The sequence below is a fragment of the Vibrio sp. V30_P3S12P165 genome, assembly GCF_009904905.1.
Classification (GTDB): Bacteria; Pseudomonadota; Gammaproteobacteria; order Enterobacterales; family Vibrionaceae; genus Vibrio; species Vibrio fujianensis.
This window is the reverse complement of the sequence record NZ_WXWH01000072.1, coordinates 20,105-36,553: the sequence shown is the minus strand read 5'-3', so window position 1 is coordinate 36,553 and position 16,449 is coordinate 20,105. Positions and strand designations below refer to the sequence as shown.

The 16,449-nt window shown below is 44.6% G+C and carries 16 protein-coding genes; 8 read left to right on the top strand and 8 right to left on the bottom strand.

Annotation, left to right across the window (positions count from 1 at the left end; all coding sequences use genetic code 11):
- The 7 genes from CAG57_RS13725 to purF all read left to right on the top strand — a co-directional run.
- Positions 1–1,190: FimV/HubP family polar landmark protein (locus CAG57_RS13725; protein ID WP_337247052.1), on the top strand; the 1,190-nt coding region annotated here is incomplete at its 5' end.
- A gap of 151 nt (positions 1,191–1,341) precedes the next feature.
- Positions 1,342–2,136: a tRNA pseudouridine(38-40) synthase TruA gene (gene truA, locus CAG57_RS13720; protein ID WP_161428339.1), complete on the top strand. Its 795-nt coding sequence runs from the start codon at positions 1,342–1,344 to the stop codon at positions 2,134–2,136.
- A gap of 165 nt (positions 2,137–2,301) precedes the next feature.
- Positions 2,302–3,228: an acetyl-CoA carboxylase, carboxyltransferase subunit beta gene (accD, locus tag CAG57_RS13715; RefSeq protein WP_161428338.1), complete on the top strand. Its 927-nt coding sequence runs from the start codon at positions 2,302–2,304 to the stop codon at positions 3,226–3,228.
- A 43-nt stretch (positions 3,229–3,271) separates the two neighbouring features.
- Positions 3,272–4,537: a bifunctional tetrahydrofolate synthase/dihydrofolate synthase gene (folC, locus tag CAG57_RS13710; RefSeq protein WP_161428337.1), complete on the top strand. Its 1,266-nt coding sequence runs from the start codon at positions 3,272–3,274 to the stop codon at positions 4,535–4,537.
- Entirely contained in the window at positions 4,538–5,080 is a 543-nt protein-coding gene (locus CAG57_RS13705) for an SPOR domain-containing protein (RefSeq protein ID WP_099612112.1), read from the top strand. It abuts the gene before it with no gap.
- A gap of 62 nt (positions 5,081–5,142) precedes the next feature.
- Entirely contained in the window at positions 5,143–5,634 is a 492-nt protein-coding gene (locus CAG57_RS13700; RefSeq protein ID WP_099612113.1) for a CvpA family protein, read from the top strand.
- Positions 5,635–5,668: 34 nt separating this feature from the next.
- Positions 5,669–7,183, top strand: a complete 1,515-nt coding sequence (gene purF / locus CAG57_RS13695) for an amidophosphoribosyltransferase (protein ID WP_161428336.1) — start codon at positions 5,669–5,671, stop codon at positions 7,181–7,183.
- A 78-nt stretch (positions 7,184–7,261) separates the two neighbouring features.
- Here purF and CAG57_RS13690 read toward each other — a convergent pair whose 3' ends face one another.
- Both CAG57_RS13690 and rnt read right to left on the bottom strand, forming a co-directional pair.
- The gene (locus tag CAG57_RS13690; protein WP_161428335.1) at positions 7,262–8,587 is read right to left on the bottom strand and encodes a Na+/H+ antiporter family protein; all 1,326 of its coding nucleotides are present in this window, start codon (positions 8,585–8,587) and stop codon (positions 7,262–7,264) included.
- A 28-nt stretch (positions 8,588–8,615) separates the two neighbouring features.
- Positions 8,616–9,275, bottom strand: a complete 660-nt coding sequence (gene rnt / locus CAG57_RS13685; RefSeq protein ID WP_099612115.1) for a ribonuclease T — start codon at positions 9,273–9,275, stop codon at positions 8,616–8,618.
- 529 nt (positions 9,276–9,804) lie between these two features.
- Here rnt and motY point away from each other — a divergent pair.
- A complete protein-coding gene (gene motY, locus CAG57_RS13680) occupies positions 9,805–10,689 on the top strand; it encodes a flagellar protein MotY (protein ID WP_161428071.1) in 885 nt (294 codons plus the stop codon).
- A 97-nt stretch (positions 10,690–10,786) separates the two neighbouring features.
- On the opposite strand, the gene gloA is transcribed toward motY, so the two are convergent.
- The 6 genes from gloA to rsxC are packed head-to-tail and all read right to left on the bottom strand — an operon-like array spanning position 10,787 to position 16,445.
- Positions 10,787–11,203 carry a lactoylglutathione lyase gene (gloA, locus tag CAG57_RS13675; RefSeq protein ID WP_099612117.1) on the bottom strand — a complete coding sequence of 139 codons (417 nt, stop codon included), beginning with the start codon at positions 11,201–11,203 and terminating at the stop codon, positions 10,787–10,789.
- A gap of 9 nt (positions 11,204–11,212) precedes the next feature.
- On the bottom strand, positions 11,213–11,854 hold the full coding sequence (gene nth, locus CAG57_RS13670; protein WP_099612118.1) for an endonuclease III: 642 nt from the start codon (positions 11,852–11,854) through the stop codon (positions 11,213–11,215).
- Positions 11,855–11,884: 30 nt separating this feature from the next.
- Positions 11,885–12,577, bottom strand: a complete 693-nt coding sequence (locus CAG57_RS13665) for an electron transport complex subunit E (protein ID WP_099612119.1) — start codon at positions 12,575–12,577, stop codon at positions 11,885–11,887.
- Entirely contained in the window at positions 12,570–13,208 is a 639-nt protein-coding gene (rsxG, locus tag CAG57_RS13660) for an electron transport complex subunit RsxG (RefSeq protein ID WP_099612120.1), read from the bottom strand. The genes CAG57_RS13665 and rsxG overlap by 8 nt, the downstream gene beginning before the upstream one ends.
- A gap of 10 nt (positions 13,209–13,218) precedes the next feature.
- On the bottom strand, positions 13,219–14,265 hold the full coding sequence (gene rsxD, locus CAG57_RS13655; RefSeq protein ID WP_161428419.1) for an electron transport complex subunit RsxD: 1,047 nt from the start codon (positions 14,263–14,265) through the stop codon (positions 13,219–13,221).
- Positions 14,265–16,445, bottom strand: a complete 2,181-nt coding sequence (gene rsxC, locus CAG57_RS13650) for an electron transport complex subunit RsxC (protein ID WP_161428418.1) — start codon at positions 16,443–16,445, stop codon at positions 14,265–14,267. Before rsxC ends, rsxD begins: the two co-directional genes overlap by 1 nt.
- Between the last annotated feature and the right edge of the window lie 4 nt (positions 16,446–16,449).

Genomic DNA, 16,449 nt, shown 5'->3' with positions numbered 1-16,449 from the left:
CAGACGCTGAGGTTGAGCCCGAATCCGAACCGTTGGTTTTGGATGACAACGAGTTACCAGAGTACAGCGAAGCGGACGCTTTGGCTGATAGCGATGCCGAGCATGAATTAGCGCCAGAATCTGCCGCGTTAGATGAGCCAACAGCAGCCAGTGAAGCCAAAACGCCAGAGGAAACAACGTCAGACCAGACAACGGCAGACCAAACAACAGAAAGCGAAATAGCCGAAAGTGAGCTGGCCGAGCAAGCCGCAGAGCCAGACGCTGAGGTTGAGCCCGAATCCGAACCGTTGGTTTTGGATGACCGCGAGTTACCAGAGTACAGCGAAGCGGACGCTTTGGCTGATAGTGAACTTGAAACCGAATCTGATGTTATTTTTGATGGAGAAGGACAGCCTGACCTTGATCAGCTAATGAGCCAGTTCGATGAAAATGGGCTCAATCAATCCGACGACACATTATCCCCTCAAGAGTCACCGATTGAAGATAAGCCAGATCGGGCGAATATCGAAAATGATGCTCAGCCTAGGTCAGCGCTTGAAGAGATAGACTTTAGCCAATTAGCCAGTGATAAATTTAGCGAACAACAATTAGATGCATTGTTGGATGAAGGTATTGAGCAGGCAAATGAACGGTTTAACGGGCCTCTCGATACTCAAACGATTGATAGTGCTGGTATGGACATTGATGCCATGCTGCAGATGGGGGGAGAAGATTGGAATGGATTCAATCTCACCGAAGATCAAAAAGCGACCATTCCAGATGAGGTCCCTGCAGAGGATCAAGCCATATGGCAGCCCGACATTCAAAATCAGCAACCGGAAGTTGAAGTCGAAAATTGGGGCCATCAAGAAGATATTGTCGATTTTGATCCTGAAAAAAGCGAGTTTATGACCATCGATGAATTGATGGCTCAAGTAGAGAGAGAAGAAGGGACTCTCAACCCTGATGATGAAGAACTCAAGTTGGAGGTTGGGTTAGATGAATTTCCTGATGTTATAGGTGATGTCAGCGATTTTGACGTCGATAGCAACGCCGAAGCAGCGGGTAAATTAGATCTTGCAAAAATTTATATGGAAATGAATGATCGAAAAGGGGCAATAAAACTGCTAGAGGAAGCCATCGTTGATGGTAGCGATGATATTCGTCGTCAAGCAAAGCACCTTATTGATGTGATTAATGGCCGAGGGTAGTCATAACTAAGTGAAGAGATTAATGATGAGCGACTATAGGCGGTGTGCAATGTCATTGCATTTCATAGCAAAGCCATTGATTCGTTTGAGCCTAGCATCTCCAACTCACTTAGGTATATACTGCCCCCCCATTTTTAACGAGAAGTAGATCATGAGAATTGCTCTAGGTATTGAGTATGATGGCACTCATTACTTTGGCTGGCAGCGCCAACGAGACGTTATCAGTGTACAAGAACAGTTGGAAAAAGCGTTATCGACGATTGCCAACCATCCCGTTGAAGTGCAATGTGCCGGACGAACCGATGCCGGAGTCCACGGAACAGGGCAGGTTGTGCATTTTGATACCACCGCCGATCGAAAAATGGTGGCATGGACTATGGGAGCCAATGCTCATTTACCTAAAGATATTGCGGTTCGTTGGGCAAAAGAAGTGACGGACGATTTTCACGCCCGTTTTAGTGCGACAGCACGTCGTTATCGTTACATTATTTATAACCATGCTTATCGACCTGGCATTTTATCTTCAGGTGTCAGTCATTACCATGGTGAACTTGATGCAGAACGAATGCATCAGGCTGGGCAATATCTCTTAGGGGAGAATGATTTTACTTCATTTCGAGCCGTGCATTGCCAGTCTCGTAGTCCTTGGCGTAACATGATGCATTTGAATGTTATCCGCCATGGCCGATATGTGGTCATCGATATTAAGGCGAATGCGTTTGTCCATCATATGGTGCGTAATATTGCCGGTAGCCTTATTGCTGTTGGTCGAGGTGAGCAGGAACCGCAGTGGATAGCATGGTTGCTGGCGGCTAAAGATCGTAAGCTTGCAGCAGCTACAGCGAAAGCAGAAGGGTTATACTTGGTTGGCGTTGATTATCCTGAGCAGTTTGAGCTACCGCAAGCTCCGCTCGGCCCGCTATTTTTAGCAGATAGCTTGGACTAATTGATGATCATCCCTTCCACAATATGAAGGTATCGTAGGGATAAAAATAGGTACAACCAGTTTTTTATCTACAGTTGGCATTTTGTATGCTTTAATCCCTCGCGTTAATGTCTAATTTATATCTTTCGTAATCAAGCGGGAGATGAGAAAGTAAAAAGGTCTTGCATGAGTTGGCTTGAAAAGATTTTAGAGAAAAGCAACATCGTCAGTTCACGTAAAGCGTCAATACCTGAAGGGGTATGGACCAAGTGTACAGCATGTGAACAGGTGCTTTATTACGCTGAGTTAGAGCGCAACCTCGAGGTTTGCCCTAAATGTAATCATCATATGCGAATGAAAGCTCGCCGACGTCTTGAGACGTTTCTTGATGAAGGAAATCGTCATGAAATCGCAGATGAACTGGAACCGAAAGATATTCTGAAGTTTAAAGATTCAAAACGCTATAAAGAGCGTATTGCAACGGCTCAAAAAAACAGCGGCGAGAAAGACGCATTAGTGGTAATGACTGGCGAAGTTATTGGTGTTCCTGTAGTCGCTTGCGCATTTGAATTTTCTTTTATGGGCGGTTCAATGGGCTCAGTGGTGGGTGCACGTTTTGTACGTGCGGTTGATGCTGCAATTGAAAACCATTGTGGGCTGGTCTGCTTTTCTGCCAGTGGTGGCGCTCGTATGCAAGAAGCATTAATGTCTTTGATGCAGATGGCCAAAACCAGTGCAGCATTAGAGCGTCTATCTCATCAAGGACTGCCTTTTATCTCTGTGATGACAGATCCAACCATGGGTGGTGTCTCTGCCAGTTTGGCAATGTTAGGGGATATTAACATTGGTGAGCCAAAAGCATTAATCGGTTTTGCTGGACGCCGGGTCATTGAGCAAACGGTGCGTGAAGATCTTCCTGAAGGATTTCAGCGTAGTGAGTTTCTTTTGGATCATGGTGCGATTGATATGATTGTCGATCGTCGGGAGATGCGTCAACGGGTTGCTGGATTATTAGCCAAAATGACTAAACATGCTTCTCCTTTAGTTGTTTCTGTGGATAGTGCGCCTCAGGAAGAAACTTATTCTGTACCAGAAGCGGATAAAAAAGGGTAAAGTAACGGCTAACTAAACCAGAATAATTACGGTTCTACGTTAGATGACTCAAAACTCAATTCCTCAAGCCACCTCTCCACTCGCGACGTGGCTTGATTATTTATCTCATATTCATAGCTCTGCCATTGATCTCGGATTAGAGCGCGTTCAGGCGGTTGCTGAAAAAGCGCAGTTGACCCAACACACAGCAATGGTAATTACGGTTGCGGGTACCAATGGTAAAGGTTCTACTTGTGCTTTAATGGAGAGCATTCTTCTGCATGCCGGTTATTCAGTGGGAGTGTATAGCTCACCCCATTTAATTCGTTATAACGAACGTGTGCGTATCAATGGACAAGAACTTCCGGATGAAAAACATGCTCAAGCTTTTGCTTTTGTAGAAGCTCAACGGGCGGATATCTCACTGAGTTTGTTTGAATTTGGAACGCTTGCAGCGTTGCGACTTTTTCAAACAGAGAAAGTTGAGGTCATTTTATTGGAAGTTGGGCTTGGTGGACGTCTTGACGCGACCAATGTTGTTGAACATGACATTGCCGTTATTACTAGCCTTGCTATCGATCATGTTGATTGGTTAGGCAGTGATATCAATGTTATTGGTTTTGAAAAAGCGGGAATTTTTCGTACAGGAAAGCCTGCTATTTGTGGTCAACCTTACCCACCTGCAACAGTTGCCGCACATGCCGATGATATTGGCGCGATATTTTATCAAGTCGGCATTCAGTTTGATTATCAATTGTCGTCTGAAAATCGGTGGAATTGGAAGAGTGGTTCATTTCAGTTAACGGATTTACCTTTGCCCAACCTACCGTTACCAAATGCAGCAACAGCGTTAATGGCGCTTGGTTGTTCCGGTTTGAATGTCAGTGATGTCGATGTGATTGAAGGTTTGCGGCATGCATCGCTGGCTGGGCGTATGCAACGACTCAATACGCAACCGACGATTTTATTAGATGTCGCGCATAATCCGCACTCGGCTCTCTACCTTGCATCGCAACTTGAGCGTCAATATCCGACCCAAAAAGTTCATTTAGTGATTGGCATGTTGCATGACAAAGATATCAAATCGACCTTAGAAGCGTTAGCTCCTATTGTGAAGTGTTGGTATCCAGCCTCGCTTTCTGGCCCTCGTGCCGCAATGGCACAAGAGCTTGCTGAGTATCTTTCTGGTGAACAAAAACAGTATGATAACCCTGTGATGGCATTGAAAGCGGCTTTAGTACAAGCTCAGCCGGATGAGATTATCGTCGTGGCAGGTTCGTTCCATACGGTTGGAGAGGTGTTGGAATATTGGCAAGAGAAAGGAGAATAAATGGCAAGTAAATTTCAAAGCCGATTAGTGGGAACGATCATTTTGGCTGCGATTGGTGTCATCGTGCTGCCAGACTTATTGGATGGAAAAAAAATGCACTATCAAGAGGAGATTGCAAGTATTCCTCTCAAACCTGAGTTAGATAGTGCAGTTGAAACATTTGAAATTTTAGACCCAATTGAAGATCAAACCACATTGCCAGATTCTCCGGTGACCGCAGTGGAGACCGCTTCCACGATACAAGATAAAGGAGGAGAAAAACTGACTACCGTGATTCGGCCTGTGCATGAGCAAAATGACTATCAAGATAGTGCTTGGATCATTCAGCTAATGGCACTGAAAAATGCCGAAAATGCCAAAACGGTCGTTGTTGATTTACAAAAACGGGGATACCAAGCCCATACAAAACAAGAAAATGGCTTTACTCGAGTGATCATCGGCCCAGATGTGTCAAAAAGTAAGTTAGAAAAACAGCTGGTGGAATTAGAGAAAATTACTGGTTCAAAAGGTCAATTGCTCAAATTTAAGCCAATAAATCCATAAGAAAACGTTTGCGTCGTGTTTTTTTCTGTTAAAATGCGCGCCAACTTAGAATGTAAGAACTCATGAACTGGTTAGATATTGTCATTTTAAGTGTGATCGGCTTGTCTGCGTTGATTAGCCTTGTACGTGGCTTTGCTAAAGAAGCCTTGTCGTTAGTGATATGGTTTGCAGCGTTTTATATCGCTTCGGAATATTACGCAAGATTAGCGGTGTATTTCAGCAATATTAACGATGACACATTTCGAAATGGTGCGGCCATTGCGGTGTTATTTGTTGCGACATTGATTGTCGGTGCGATTGTAAACTATGTCATTGCCCAGTTAGTGCACAAAACTGGGTTATCAGGAACAGACAGAATTCTCGGTGTCGTTTTTGGCGCATTACGTGGGGTTCTGATTGTTGCTGCCGCCTTATTTTTTATGGATGCCTTTACCGCATCCCCAAGTGCAGAATGGTGGAAGAGTTCGCAGCTAGTGCCGGAATTTAGCCGCATTATTGCTCCGTTTTTTGAACACCTACAAGCAACATCAAGTTTTCTTTCTGGCGCGATTTAAGCGCCAGTTATTGTCGCAAATCGAGGATCAGGACATGTGTGGTATTGTTGGAATCGTGGGTACAACGCTGGTAAACCAGTCAATTTATGACGCGTTAACGGTATTGCAGCATCGTGGCCAAGATGCCGCGGGTATTTGTACCATAGAAAGCAATCGTTTTCGTCTGCGTAAGGCGAATGGTTTAGTCAAGGATGTTTTTGAAGCTAAGCACATGCAACGTCTTCAAGGAACCGTGGGGATTGGTCATGTGCGTTATCCTACGGCCGGCAGTTCGAGTGCATCGGAAGCTCAACCTTTCTACGTCAACTCTCCATTTGGCATAACCCTTGCCCATAATGGTAACTTAACCAATGCGGCAATCGTGCGACAAAAACTGTTTGAAAAAGATCGTCGCCATATCAATACCACTTCAGATTCTGAAGTTTTATTAAATGTACTTGCGCATGAGATTGATACTGTAAAAGGGAATGTTGCCGCGGAAGATGTGTTCCGTGCAGTGGCAAATGTGCACCGCACAGTTCGTGGTGCTTATGCCGTGACAGCGATGATCATTGGCCATGGTATGATTGCTTTTCGTGATCCACGTGGTATTCGTCCGCTTTGTTTAGGTAAGCGTGAAGTCGGAGAGCGAACGGAATATATGGTGGCTTCTGAATCGGTTGCTCTGGATGCAGTGGGCTTTAACTTTATGCGAGATATCGCACCTGGTGAAGCTATCTATGCAACCTTTGATGGTCAATTGTTTACCAAGCAATGTGCAGATAACCCTGTACTCAATCCTTGTATTTTTGAATACGTCTACTTTGCTCGTCCAGATTCATTTATTGATAAAATTTCGGTTTATAGTGCCCGAGTCGAAATGGGGAAAAAATTAGGTCAACGAATCAAAGAAAACTTTAGTCAATTAGATATTGATGTGGTGATCCCTATTCCGGAAACGTCGTGTGATATTGCTCTGCAAATTGCGCAAGCAATCGATAAACCTTATCGACAAGGATTTGTGAAAAATCGTTATGTAGGACGGACATTTATTATGCCAGGCCAGTTACAACGGATAAAATCGGTCCGTCGTAAACTGAATGCGATTCGCTCTGAATTTAAAGATAAAAACGTACTTTTAGTTGATGACTCCATTGTGCGTGGTACCACCTCTGAGCAGATTATTGAAATGGCTCGTGATTCTGGGGCGAAAAAGGTTTACCTAGTGTCCGCTGCACCTGAAATTCGTTTCCCTAACGTTTATGGTATTGATATGCCAAGTGCGAATGAATTGATTGCCCATGGACGTGATAATGAAGCCATCTGTCAGCAGATTGGTGCTGATGCTTTAATTTTCCAAACATTGGAGGATCTGGTACAAGCTGTTGGCTTAGGTAACCTAGATATTAGTCAATTTGAAGCGTCAGTGTTCAATGGTGAATATGTCACGGGTGATATCGACCATGCTTACCTAGAGTACCTTGAGTCGATGCGTAGTGATGATGCAAAAACACAAGCAGAAATCCAACAGGATCTCGCTAACCTTGAACTATATAATGAAGAGGCTTGAGCCTATTTATTTTTCTCGATGGCATTCATAGCGACAAAGTTAACGAGAGCACTTAATCAGCGCTCTCGTTTTTGTTTTCTACAATACCATTGCAGCAAGCCAACCAAATGCAATTAGCGGTAAATTGTAGTGAATAAAGGTTGGCACAACCGTTTCCCAAATATGTTCATGTTGCCCATCTGCATTGAGGCCAGATGTCGGACCTAGCGTCGAATCTGAAGCAGGGGAACCCGCATCGCCTAGTGCTGCCGCTGTACCGACGAGAGCAATGGTCGCCATTGGTGAAAAACCAAACGCAAGGCAGAGGGGAACATAAATCGTCGCGATAATCGGGATGGTTGAAAATGAAGAGCCAATGCCCATAGTGACTAATAAGCCCACCACCAGCATCAGCAGGGCCGCAAGGGGTTTGTTGTCACCAATACTGGTTGAGAGCGCAGTAACGAGAGATTCAACACCTCCTGTTGATTTCATCACAGCAGCAAATCCCGCAGCAGAAATCATAATAAAGCCGATCATGGCCATCATATGCACACCTTTGGTAAACACATCATGAGTTTCTTTCCAAGCGATGACACCACCAAAGGTAAAGACCATAAAACCCGCTAAAGCCCCAATGATCATTGAACCGGTTGCCAGTTGTACGGCCAAAGCTGCGACGATCCCAACCGCTGCAGTTAAAATATGCTGGTGTTTGATCGTGTTACTTTCCGAATCGCTTACCGTTAACTCTGTTTCGCGATACTCACGCGGTTTACGGTAAGTAAAGAAGATAGCAATCAGCAAACCAACAAGCATTCCTAACCCTGGCAATAACATAGCGATAGGCACTTGGCTTGCTGTTACATGTTCTAAACCGTTATCTCTTAGGTTTTTCAGCAAAATATTGTTGAGGAAAATGCCACCAAAACCGATAGGTAAAATCATATAAGGGGTGATTAATCCAAAGGTAAGCACGCAGGCAATCATCCGACGGTCGACTTTTAATCGAGCAAATACACCTAATAGTGGCGGGATCAGAATCGGAATAAAGGCGATATGCACAGGAATAACGTTTTGCGAAGACATGGCCATTAGCAGTAGGGCGACTAATACGGCATATTTCACTCCAGTTGTTGCCGCCGCGCTCTGTTTTCCATGCAAACGTTTTATGACGGTTTGGGCTAAAACATCTGTGATGCCAGAGCGAGAAATGGCGACGGCAAAGGTTCCAAGCATGGCATAGCTGAGAGCAATCGTTGCTCCGCCGCCTAAGCCACTTTCAAAAGCAGAAACCGTTTCATTAAGGCTCATTCCAGCGACGAGCCCTCCTACAATTGCACTGAACGTAAGTGCAACGACAACATTAATGCGCATTAGAGCTAAAATTAGCATCACGCAGACAGAAATAACGACAGGATTCATAAACTTCTCAATTCATTCCATTTATTTATTATTCATCGGTAGTGTTAGCCAGTTCAGCGAGTGGCCAGCCTCCGAGAGCTTTCCATTTGTTGACAATACCACAGAATAATTCTGCGGTTTGTTGGGTATCGTAAAGGGCAGAGTGTGCCTCTCGACTATCAAATTCCATCCCTGCTGCTTTGCATGCTTTCGCTAACACAGTTTGCCCATAGGCTAAACCACTGAGCGCCGCCGTATCAAAGGTCGCAAAGGGATGAAAAGGGACTCGTTTTAGTTTGCAACGGTCATTGGCGGCCATGACAAACCCATGATCAAAGGCGGCGTTATGCGCCACAATGATGGCTCGGCTACAATCTGCTGCTTTCTGTTCTTTTCGGACCTGTTTGTATATTTCTTTTAAAGCGTACTCTTCACTTACTGCGCCACGAAGGGGACTAAAGGGATCATAAATGCCAGTAAACTCCAAGGCCGCTTTTTCTATATTTGCGCCCTCAAAAGGTTCGATATGGAAATGGATGGTCGATGCTGGATGCAAATTCCCTTGTTCATCCATTGCTAAAGTGATTGCACAAATTTCCAATAAAGCGTCGGTCAGTGGGTTAAAACCTGCGGTTTCTACATCAATAACAACTGGAAAATAGCCCCTAAAGCGTTTTTTTAGCGTGAGAGCTTCATTAATAACAGTCATGTGAGCCTAATTTATTTAAACATAAGGCCATTATTACAGATTCTATGGCTAAGAAAAACCGAATCTCAGCGATTTCACCACAATAGTTTCAGCTGATATCGATCACTTAACGATGTGTTTTATGAATATCTATCCCCTTTCTACTTCAAGCTGCAGCTGTGTTGGCTACGTTCGTTCCCCCCAATGACATCGCCTGTCTATGTTCATGGGAATGATGAAATCCATCCGTGGCTCTCACCAAAGGCCAGCCTAAGGCTGTTCAAATTTATTCCAGATAAATTTGTCACTCACTTGCCACCTACCTGCAACGCTAAGTTGTTTGGGTATATGCTGATAAAACTGAAACTCTGGTGCATGATTTAACAAGCCTAGGTTGATTTTCTAAACGACGCTTAGACTGAGTTTAGATATGGTGTGTTTTTTGCATGTATTTTATATCAGAGTGACTTGATGAAATCAGAGGTAATGATCGGTATCCTATGAGCGGAAACCTGTCGCTGCCTATCTATAAGTGGTAAGAGAATACATTATGAATAAATGGGTTATGGCCAGCTTTTGCGTAATCGGTTCGATAACTTCGCTGACTACATCTGCGATGATTAAGCAGTATGTTGCCTCACCACAACAATCAACATGGCAAATGGTCACCAATACCCCTTTAGAATGCCGTTTGGTTCATCCTATTCCTAATTATGGAGATGCGGTATTTACTTCTCATGCCAGTAAAAAAATCAACCTTGATTTTGAATTGAAAATGCGCCGGCCAATGGGAGAGACGCGTGATGTCAGTTTAGTTTCTATGCCTCCGGTATGGCGGCCGAGTGAAAGTGCCGATCGTATGACGAACATCCAATTCTTTAAACAGTTTGATGGTTATATTGGTGGACAAACGGCTTGGGCATTATTGAGTGAGTTGGAAAAAGGGCGCTATCCTACATTTAGTTATCAAGACTGGCAAAGTCGTAATCAGCGAATTGAGATCATGTTGTCATCGGTACTTTTTCAGCCGCAGTACAATGTATTTAGTGACTGCATTGCTAATTTATTACCTTATAGTTTTGAAGACATTGCGTTCACCATTTTGCATTATGATCGCGGTGATAGTGTTGAGCTGAATAAAGCATCACAAAAACGATTAGCGCAAGTGGCGGAGTATATTCGTTATAATCAAGATATTGATCTTATTCTTGTTGCGACGTATACCGATAGTATTGACGGAAAAAATGAGAGTCAGCACTTGTCAGAAAAAAGAGCTGAGGCTTTGCAGACTTACTTCCAATCACTTGGTTTACCTGAAGACCGAATCCAAGTTCAAGGTTATGGGCGTCGGCGTCCGATCGCAGATAATACGTCACCAGTTGGGCGAGATAAAAACCGTCGTGTGGTTATTTCTTTAGGTAGAACAAATAGTTAACTTTAGATTCGAAGTGCTTGTTGCAAATAAACACACCCCCACTTATATAGGTATAGGGTGGGGGTGTGTTCTAAAGCTCACGGTTAAACCGTTTTTATTAACCTTTTAATCCTGCGCTCGCTTGCTTATTTTGGATCAGTTCAATCATGTAGCCATCCGGATCTTTAATAAAGGCAATGTGTGTACTGCCGCCTTTCACTGGGCCTGCTTCACGGGTTACATTTCCTCCCGCGGCTTTGATGGCATCACAGGTGGCATAAATATCATCCACACCAATCGCAATATGACCATAGGCATTACCCATATCATATTCGGTGACTCCCCAGTTATAGGTCAACTCAATTACTGCACCTTCTGATTCATCACCATAACCGAGAAAGGCAAGGGTGTATTTATATTCGGTGTTTTCATTTTTACGCAGTAGCTTCATTCCCATCACATGGGTATAAAATTCGATAGAACGGTCAAGATCTCCTACACGTAACATGGTATGAAGAATACGATTATTTGACATAACAAACTCCTAGCTTTCCGGGTAAACTTTCTCTTTATATTCACATAAATCTTCTATAATGCAGCTAGCGCAACGCGGCTTACGAGCGATGCAAGTGTAACGGCCATGAAGAATTAACCAGTGGTGGACATCAATTTTAAATTCGTTAGGAACGACTTTGAGCAGCTTTTGTTCCACTTCATCTACCGTTTTTCCGACCGCAAACTTGGTGCGATTCGATACTCGGAAAATATGGGTATCCACGGCAATCGTCGGCCAGCCAAAAGCTGTGTTTAATACCACATTTGCTGTTTTTCGTCCGACGCCAGGCAGGGATTCAAGTGCTGCACGATCTTCAGGGACTTCGCCTTGATATTTATCTAATAGAATACGACATGTTTTGATAACATTTTCAGCCTTTGAATTAAATAGGCCGATGGTTTTAATGTATGACTTTACTCCCTCGACACCTAAATCCCAAAGAGCTTGTGGGGTATTGGCAACCCGATAAAGTTTATCCGTCGCTTTATTAACACTGACATCCGTGGCTTGCGCTGAAAGCAAAACGGCAATTAATAATTCAAAAGGGCTGTTCCAGTGTAATTCCGTTTGTGGATTAGGATTATTGGCTCTTAACCGCTGAAGAATTTCCACTCGCTTAGCATTATTCATGGTTATCTCGCTTCCTGTTTACCGTGACGCTTAAACATTGGTGACTCGAGCGCGCTCAATGGTTGGTTTTTCTGGTTTTGGTTGACGCTGAGCGAGTTGTCGGTCAATGATGTTTTTAACTGCAATAAGGAAACCAACACCAATAAATGCGCCCGGTGGCAGTAGAGCGAGTAAAAAACTATTATCTAAGTGGAATACGTCGATACGTAAGACGGTTGCCCAGTCTCCAAGTAGGAGATCGGCACCATCAAAAAGAGTGCCATTGCCGATGATTTCACGTAGCGAGCCGAGTACCACTAATACCGACGTCATACCAAGCCCCATCCAAAATCCATCTTGTGCGGCGGGTAGGACATTATTTTTTGAAGCAAAGGCTTCAGCTCGTCCAATAATAATGCAGTTAGTGACGATTAACGGAATAAAAATCCCTAATGAGAGGTACAAGCCATAGGCATACGCATTGATCAATAGCTGAACGCAGGTAACCAATGCCGCAATAATCATGACAAAGACAGGAATACGAACTTCTTTAGGCACGTAATCCCGAACTAGTGAAACAATCACATTTGAGCCGACTAAGACAAATAAAGTAGCCAGACCAAGGCCGAGTGCGTTAGTGACAGTCGAAGAAACAGCAAGTAATGGACATAAACCCAGTAGTTGCACTAACGCTGGGTTATTATCCCAAAGGCCATTTTTGATCAAGGTCTTGTGATTATTCATTGTTTTCCCCTCCACAATTGAGTGGCTGACGCAGGATTTCATGGCGGTGTAGATTAACGTAATTCACCGTTTGTTTCACCGCTTTAACTACCGCTCGTGGCGTAATGGTGGCTCCAGTAAATTGGTCAAATTGACCCCCGTCTTTACGGACTTGCCATTGCTGTTGGTTCTCTTCTGTGACTTGTCGGCCCGTAAAGTTTAAGATCCAATTACTGATTCTCAGGTCTATTTTATCGCCCAATCCAGGGGTTTCTTGGTGGGAAAGTACTCGTGTACCAATAACAGTGCCTTGATTATCAATACCGATGATGAGTTTGATCGCGCCGTTATAGCCATCGGGAGCGATGGTTTCAATTGCTAAAGCGGTTGGCTCTCCCGCCAGACTAGCGTGATAAACATGCATGGCTTGATTTGTACCAAGTAAGGGATCACTGACTAATGTACATGTCTGTGACAGCTCATTATCGTGTAAATGAGGAGGAACCACTTGGTTTAATACAGATAACAACTGGGCCGTTTCTTGAGCTTGTATTTGACTGGCAGTTAAATATTGGGTTAAGGCGACAACGCCCGTCGATGCACAAGCAAAGACAGCAAGAATTAGTCCATTTTTACGTATAGCAGTCAACATCGTTTTTTCCTCAGTGCCCGTAAGTACGCGGTTTGGTGTAATAATCGATCAATGGTACACACATGTTGGCTAATAGTACGGCAAAAGCGACCCCGTCAGGGAACCCACCCCAACTACGAATGATAAACACCATGCAGCCAATGAAAAAACCATACACTAAACGCCCTTTAGGCGTAGTCGATGCGGTAACTGGATCGGTTGCTATAAAGAAAGCTCCCAGCATGGTTGCTCCAGAGAGTAAATGCAGCATAGGGGAAGCGGTGGTACCTGGAGCCAATAACATGATCAGCGTACTTGATGCAATAAGCCCCGCGAGGAAAGCGGTGGGAATATGCCAGTGAATAACGCGTAACTTAATCAGCGCTAAGCCTCCGATGAGGTAGGCGAGGTTAACCCACTCCCAGCCAATGCCAGCCAAACCACTAAATTGTGGTTGTCGCAAGGTTTCTGTGACGGTATGCCCAGCATGAATTGAGGTCTTAAAAGCATCTAATGGCGTCGCCATTGTGATGCCATCAATCCCCGCTCTGACTTGTTGTAGTGATAACCCATCTTGATTAAATCCCGATATAATGAGTGACCAAGAATCGGTAAAAGAGACCGGATCGGGTGCTAATTGATTCGGTGCTATCCAACTTGTCATTTGCACTGGAAAAGAAATAAGCAAAACGACATAAGCAATCATAGCTGGATTAAATGGGTTCTGTCCTATTCCGCCGTACAGTTGTTTGGCGATTAAAATCGCAAACAAAACACCAATAGCAATAATCCACCAAGGAGAAAGGGGAGGAATGGCAATAGCGAGTAGCCACGCCGTCACCAAGGCGCTGTAATCCCGAATAGTGGTGAGCGGGGAACGCTTACGTAGACGCATGACAATCGCTTCTAATGTGAGAGCGAAAGTAATGGCTAACAACAATTGAATAAAGGTGCCCCATCCGAAAAAGTAGCTTTGGGCAAGCAGACCCGGCAAAGCACAAATGGCGACCCATTTCATTAAATCGGCAGTACTGCGTTTATTATGTGCATGTGGGGAGCTGGCAATAAAAAAGGCCACTATTTGTTCTCCTCAACGTTATTTTGTGGGTTATTGGTTTGTTGGGCTGCTTTACGCGCTTTAGCTCGGGCGATGGCGGCAGCCACGGCTGCTTTTTTTGGATCAGCTGTGTTATCTGACGTTTGTTCAGCTGGCTCTTGCGCCGAGAGTTGCTCTGCTTTACGCGCTTTAGCTCGAGCAATAGCGGCAGCCACGGCTGCTTTTTTTGGATCAGCTGTGTTATCTGACGTTTGTTCAGTTGGCTCTTGCGCCGAGAGTTGCTCTGCTTTACGCGCTTTAGCTCGAGCAATAGCGGCAGCCACGGCTGCTTTTTTTGGATCGGCTGTGTTATCTAACGTTTGTTCAGCTGGCTCTTGCGCCGAGAGTTGCTCTGCTTTACGCGCTTTAGCTCGAGCAATAGCGGCAGCCACGGCTGCTTTTTTTGGATCGGCTGTGTTATCTAACGTTTGTTCAGCTGGCTCTTGCGCCGAGTGTTGCTCTGCTTTGCGTTGTCGGGCCAACTGTTTGCGCTCTTCACGAAGCCTAACCATTTCTGTGTTATCTGGTTCATGTGCTCCGGTTTGTAGCGCTTTGGCTTGTTTTGCTTTCGCTCGCGCAATGGCATCTGCCACGGTTGATTTTGTTGTATTATTTTGCGTTTTTTGAGATTGTTTTTGTGCTTTTACGCGGGCGATAGCTGCGGCAATGGCATCTTCGCTGCCACTTTTTTGCATCTCTTTCCGGCGATCTTCAGCCGCTTTCTTAAAGCGATTTTCTCGTTCTTGTTTTTCTCGTTCCATCCGTGCTTTTTTATCTTCAAAGCGCTGTTTAGCGCGTTCGGCAGCTTCCGCTTCTCGCTTACGAGTACGAATTTCAGCTTTAGCTTGACGATAATAATGCACCAATGGAATTTCGCTTGGACAGACATAGGCACAAGCACCACATTCAATACAGTCTTTGAGGTTCAGTGCCTCACACTTTTCATATTCTTGTGCTTTGGCGTGCCACAGTAACTGCTGTGGTAATAATGTTGCTGGGCAAGCATCAGCACATTGGCCGCAGCGAATGCAGGACATCTCCGTTTGTATCGGTGCAATCTCTTTACGTGTCGGAGCTAAGATGCAGTTTGTGGTTTTCGTTATCGGCACATGGGCATGGGGCAGGGTAAAGCCCATCATTGGGCCGCCCATGATCAAACGAGGTAATTGTTTATCAGCTTGATAATTAAAACTATTAAGCAGTGTTTGCACGGGTGTGCCGAGTAAGGCCCAAACATTTCTAGGTTGACTGAATGTATTACCGGTCAAGGTGACGACTCGTTCAATTAACGGTTCGTCATCCATTACGGCGCGTTTTATGGCATACATAGACCCGACATTCTGTACTAATAACCCTATATCTGCTGGAATTCCCCCGTTAGGCACTTCAAGGTTCGTGAGAATTTTAATCAGCTGTTTTTCACCGCCCGAAGGATATTTAGTGGGAATCACACGGATGAGAAGATCTTTTTGCTGAGCCGCTTTTTCAAGAGCTTGGATCGCTTCTGGTTTATTATCTTCAATGCCAATAATGGTTAATTTCGGCTTTAAAATATGTTCGACAATACTGATGCCCTGAATAATTTCTTCAGCATGTTCGCACATGAGTCGGTCATCGGCGGTGATATAGGGCTCACATTCAGCGGCATTAATAATTAAAATTTCGGTACGAGATAGGCCGGATTGAATTTTTTTTGCAGTAGGAAATCCTGCGCCGCCCATGCCTGCAATTCCAGCTTGCCGGATGATTTCAATCAATTGCTCAGGTGTGTACGAAGTGTAATCGGTAATGGGATGACGAGCGACCCACTGATCTTGACCATCTGGTTTGAGAATAATACATACTTCATCTAGCCCAGATGGGTGAGCTGTCGTTCTTGGTTCAATGGCGCTAATCGTGCCCGATGTCGGTGCGTGAACCGGTAGCATAAAGGTGCTGCGGTACTGAGTTAAGGCTTGCCCTTTTAAAACCTGCTGGCCAATATCGACCAGTAGATCTCCCGCTTTTCCGATATGTTGTTTAATCGGTAGTATCAGTTCTTCAGGTATGAAGGCGGGGAGCATGGCCGCATGATTGGATTGTTGTTTATTTTCTGGTGGGTGAATACCACCGGGAAAATCCCAAAGTTGACCCGCTTGGATCTGTTTAATTAATGACAACATACTC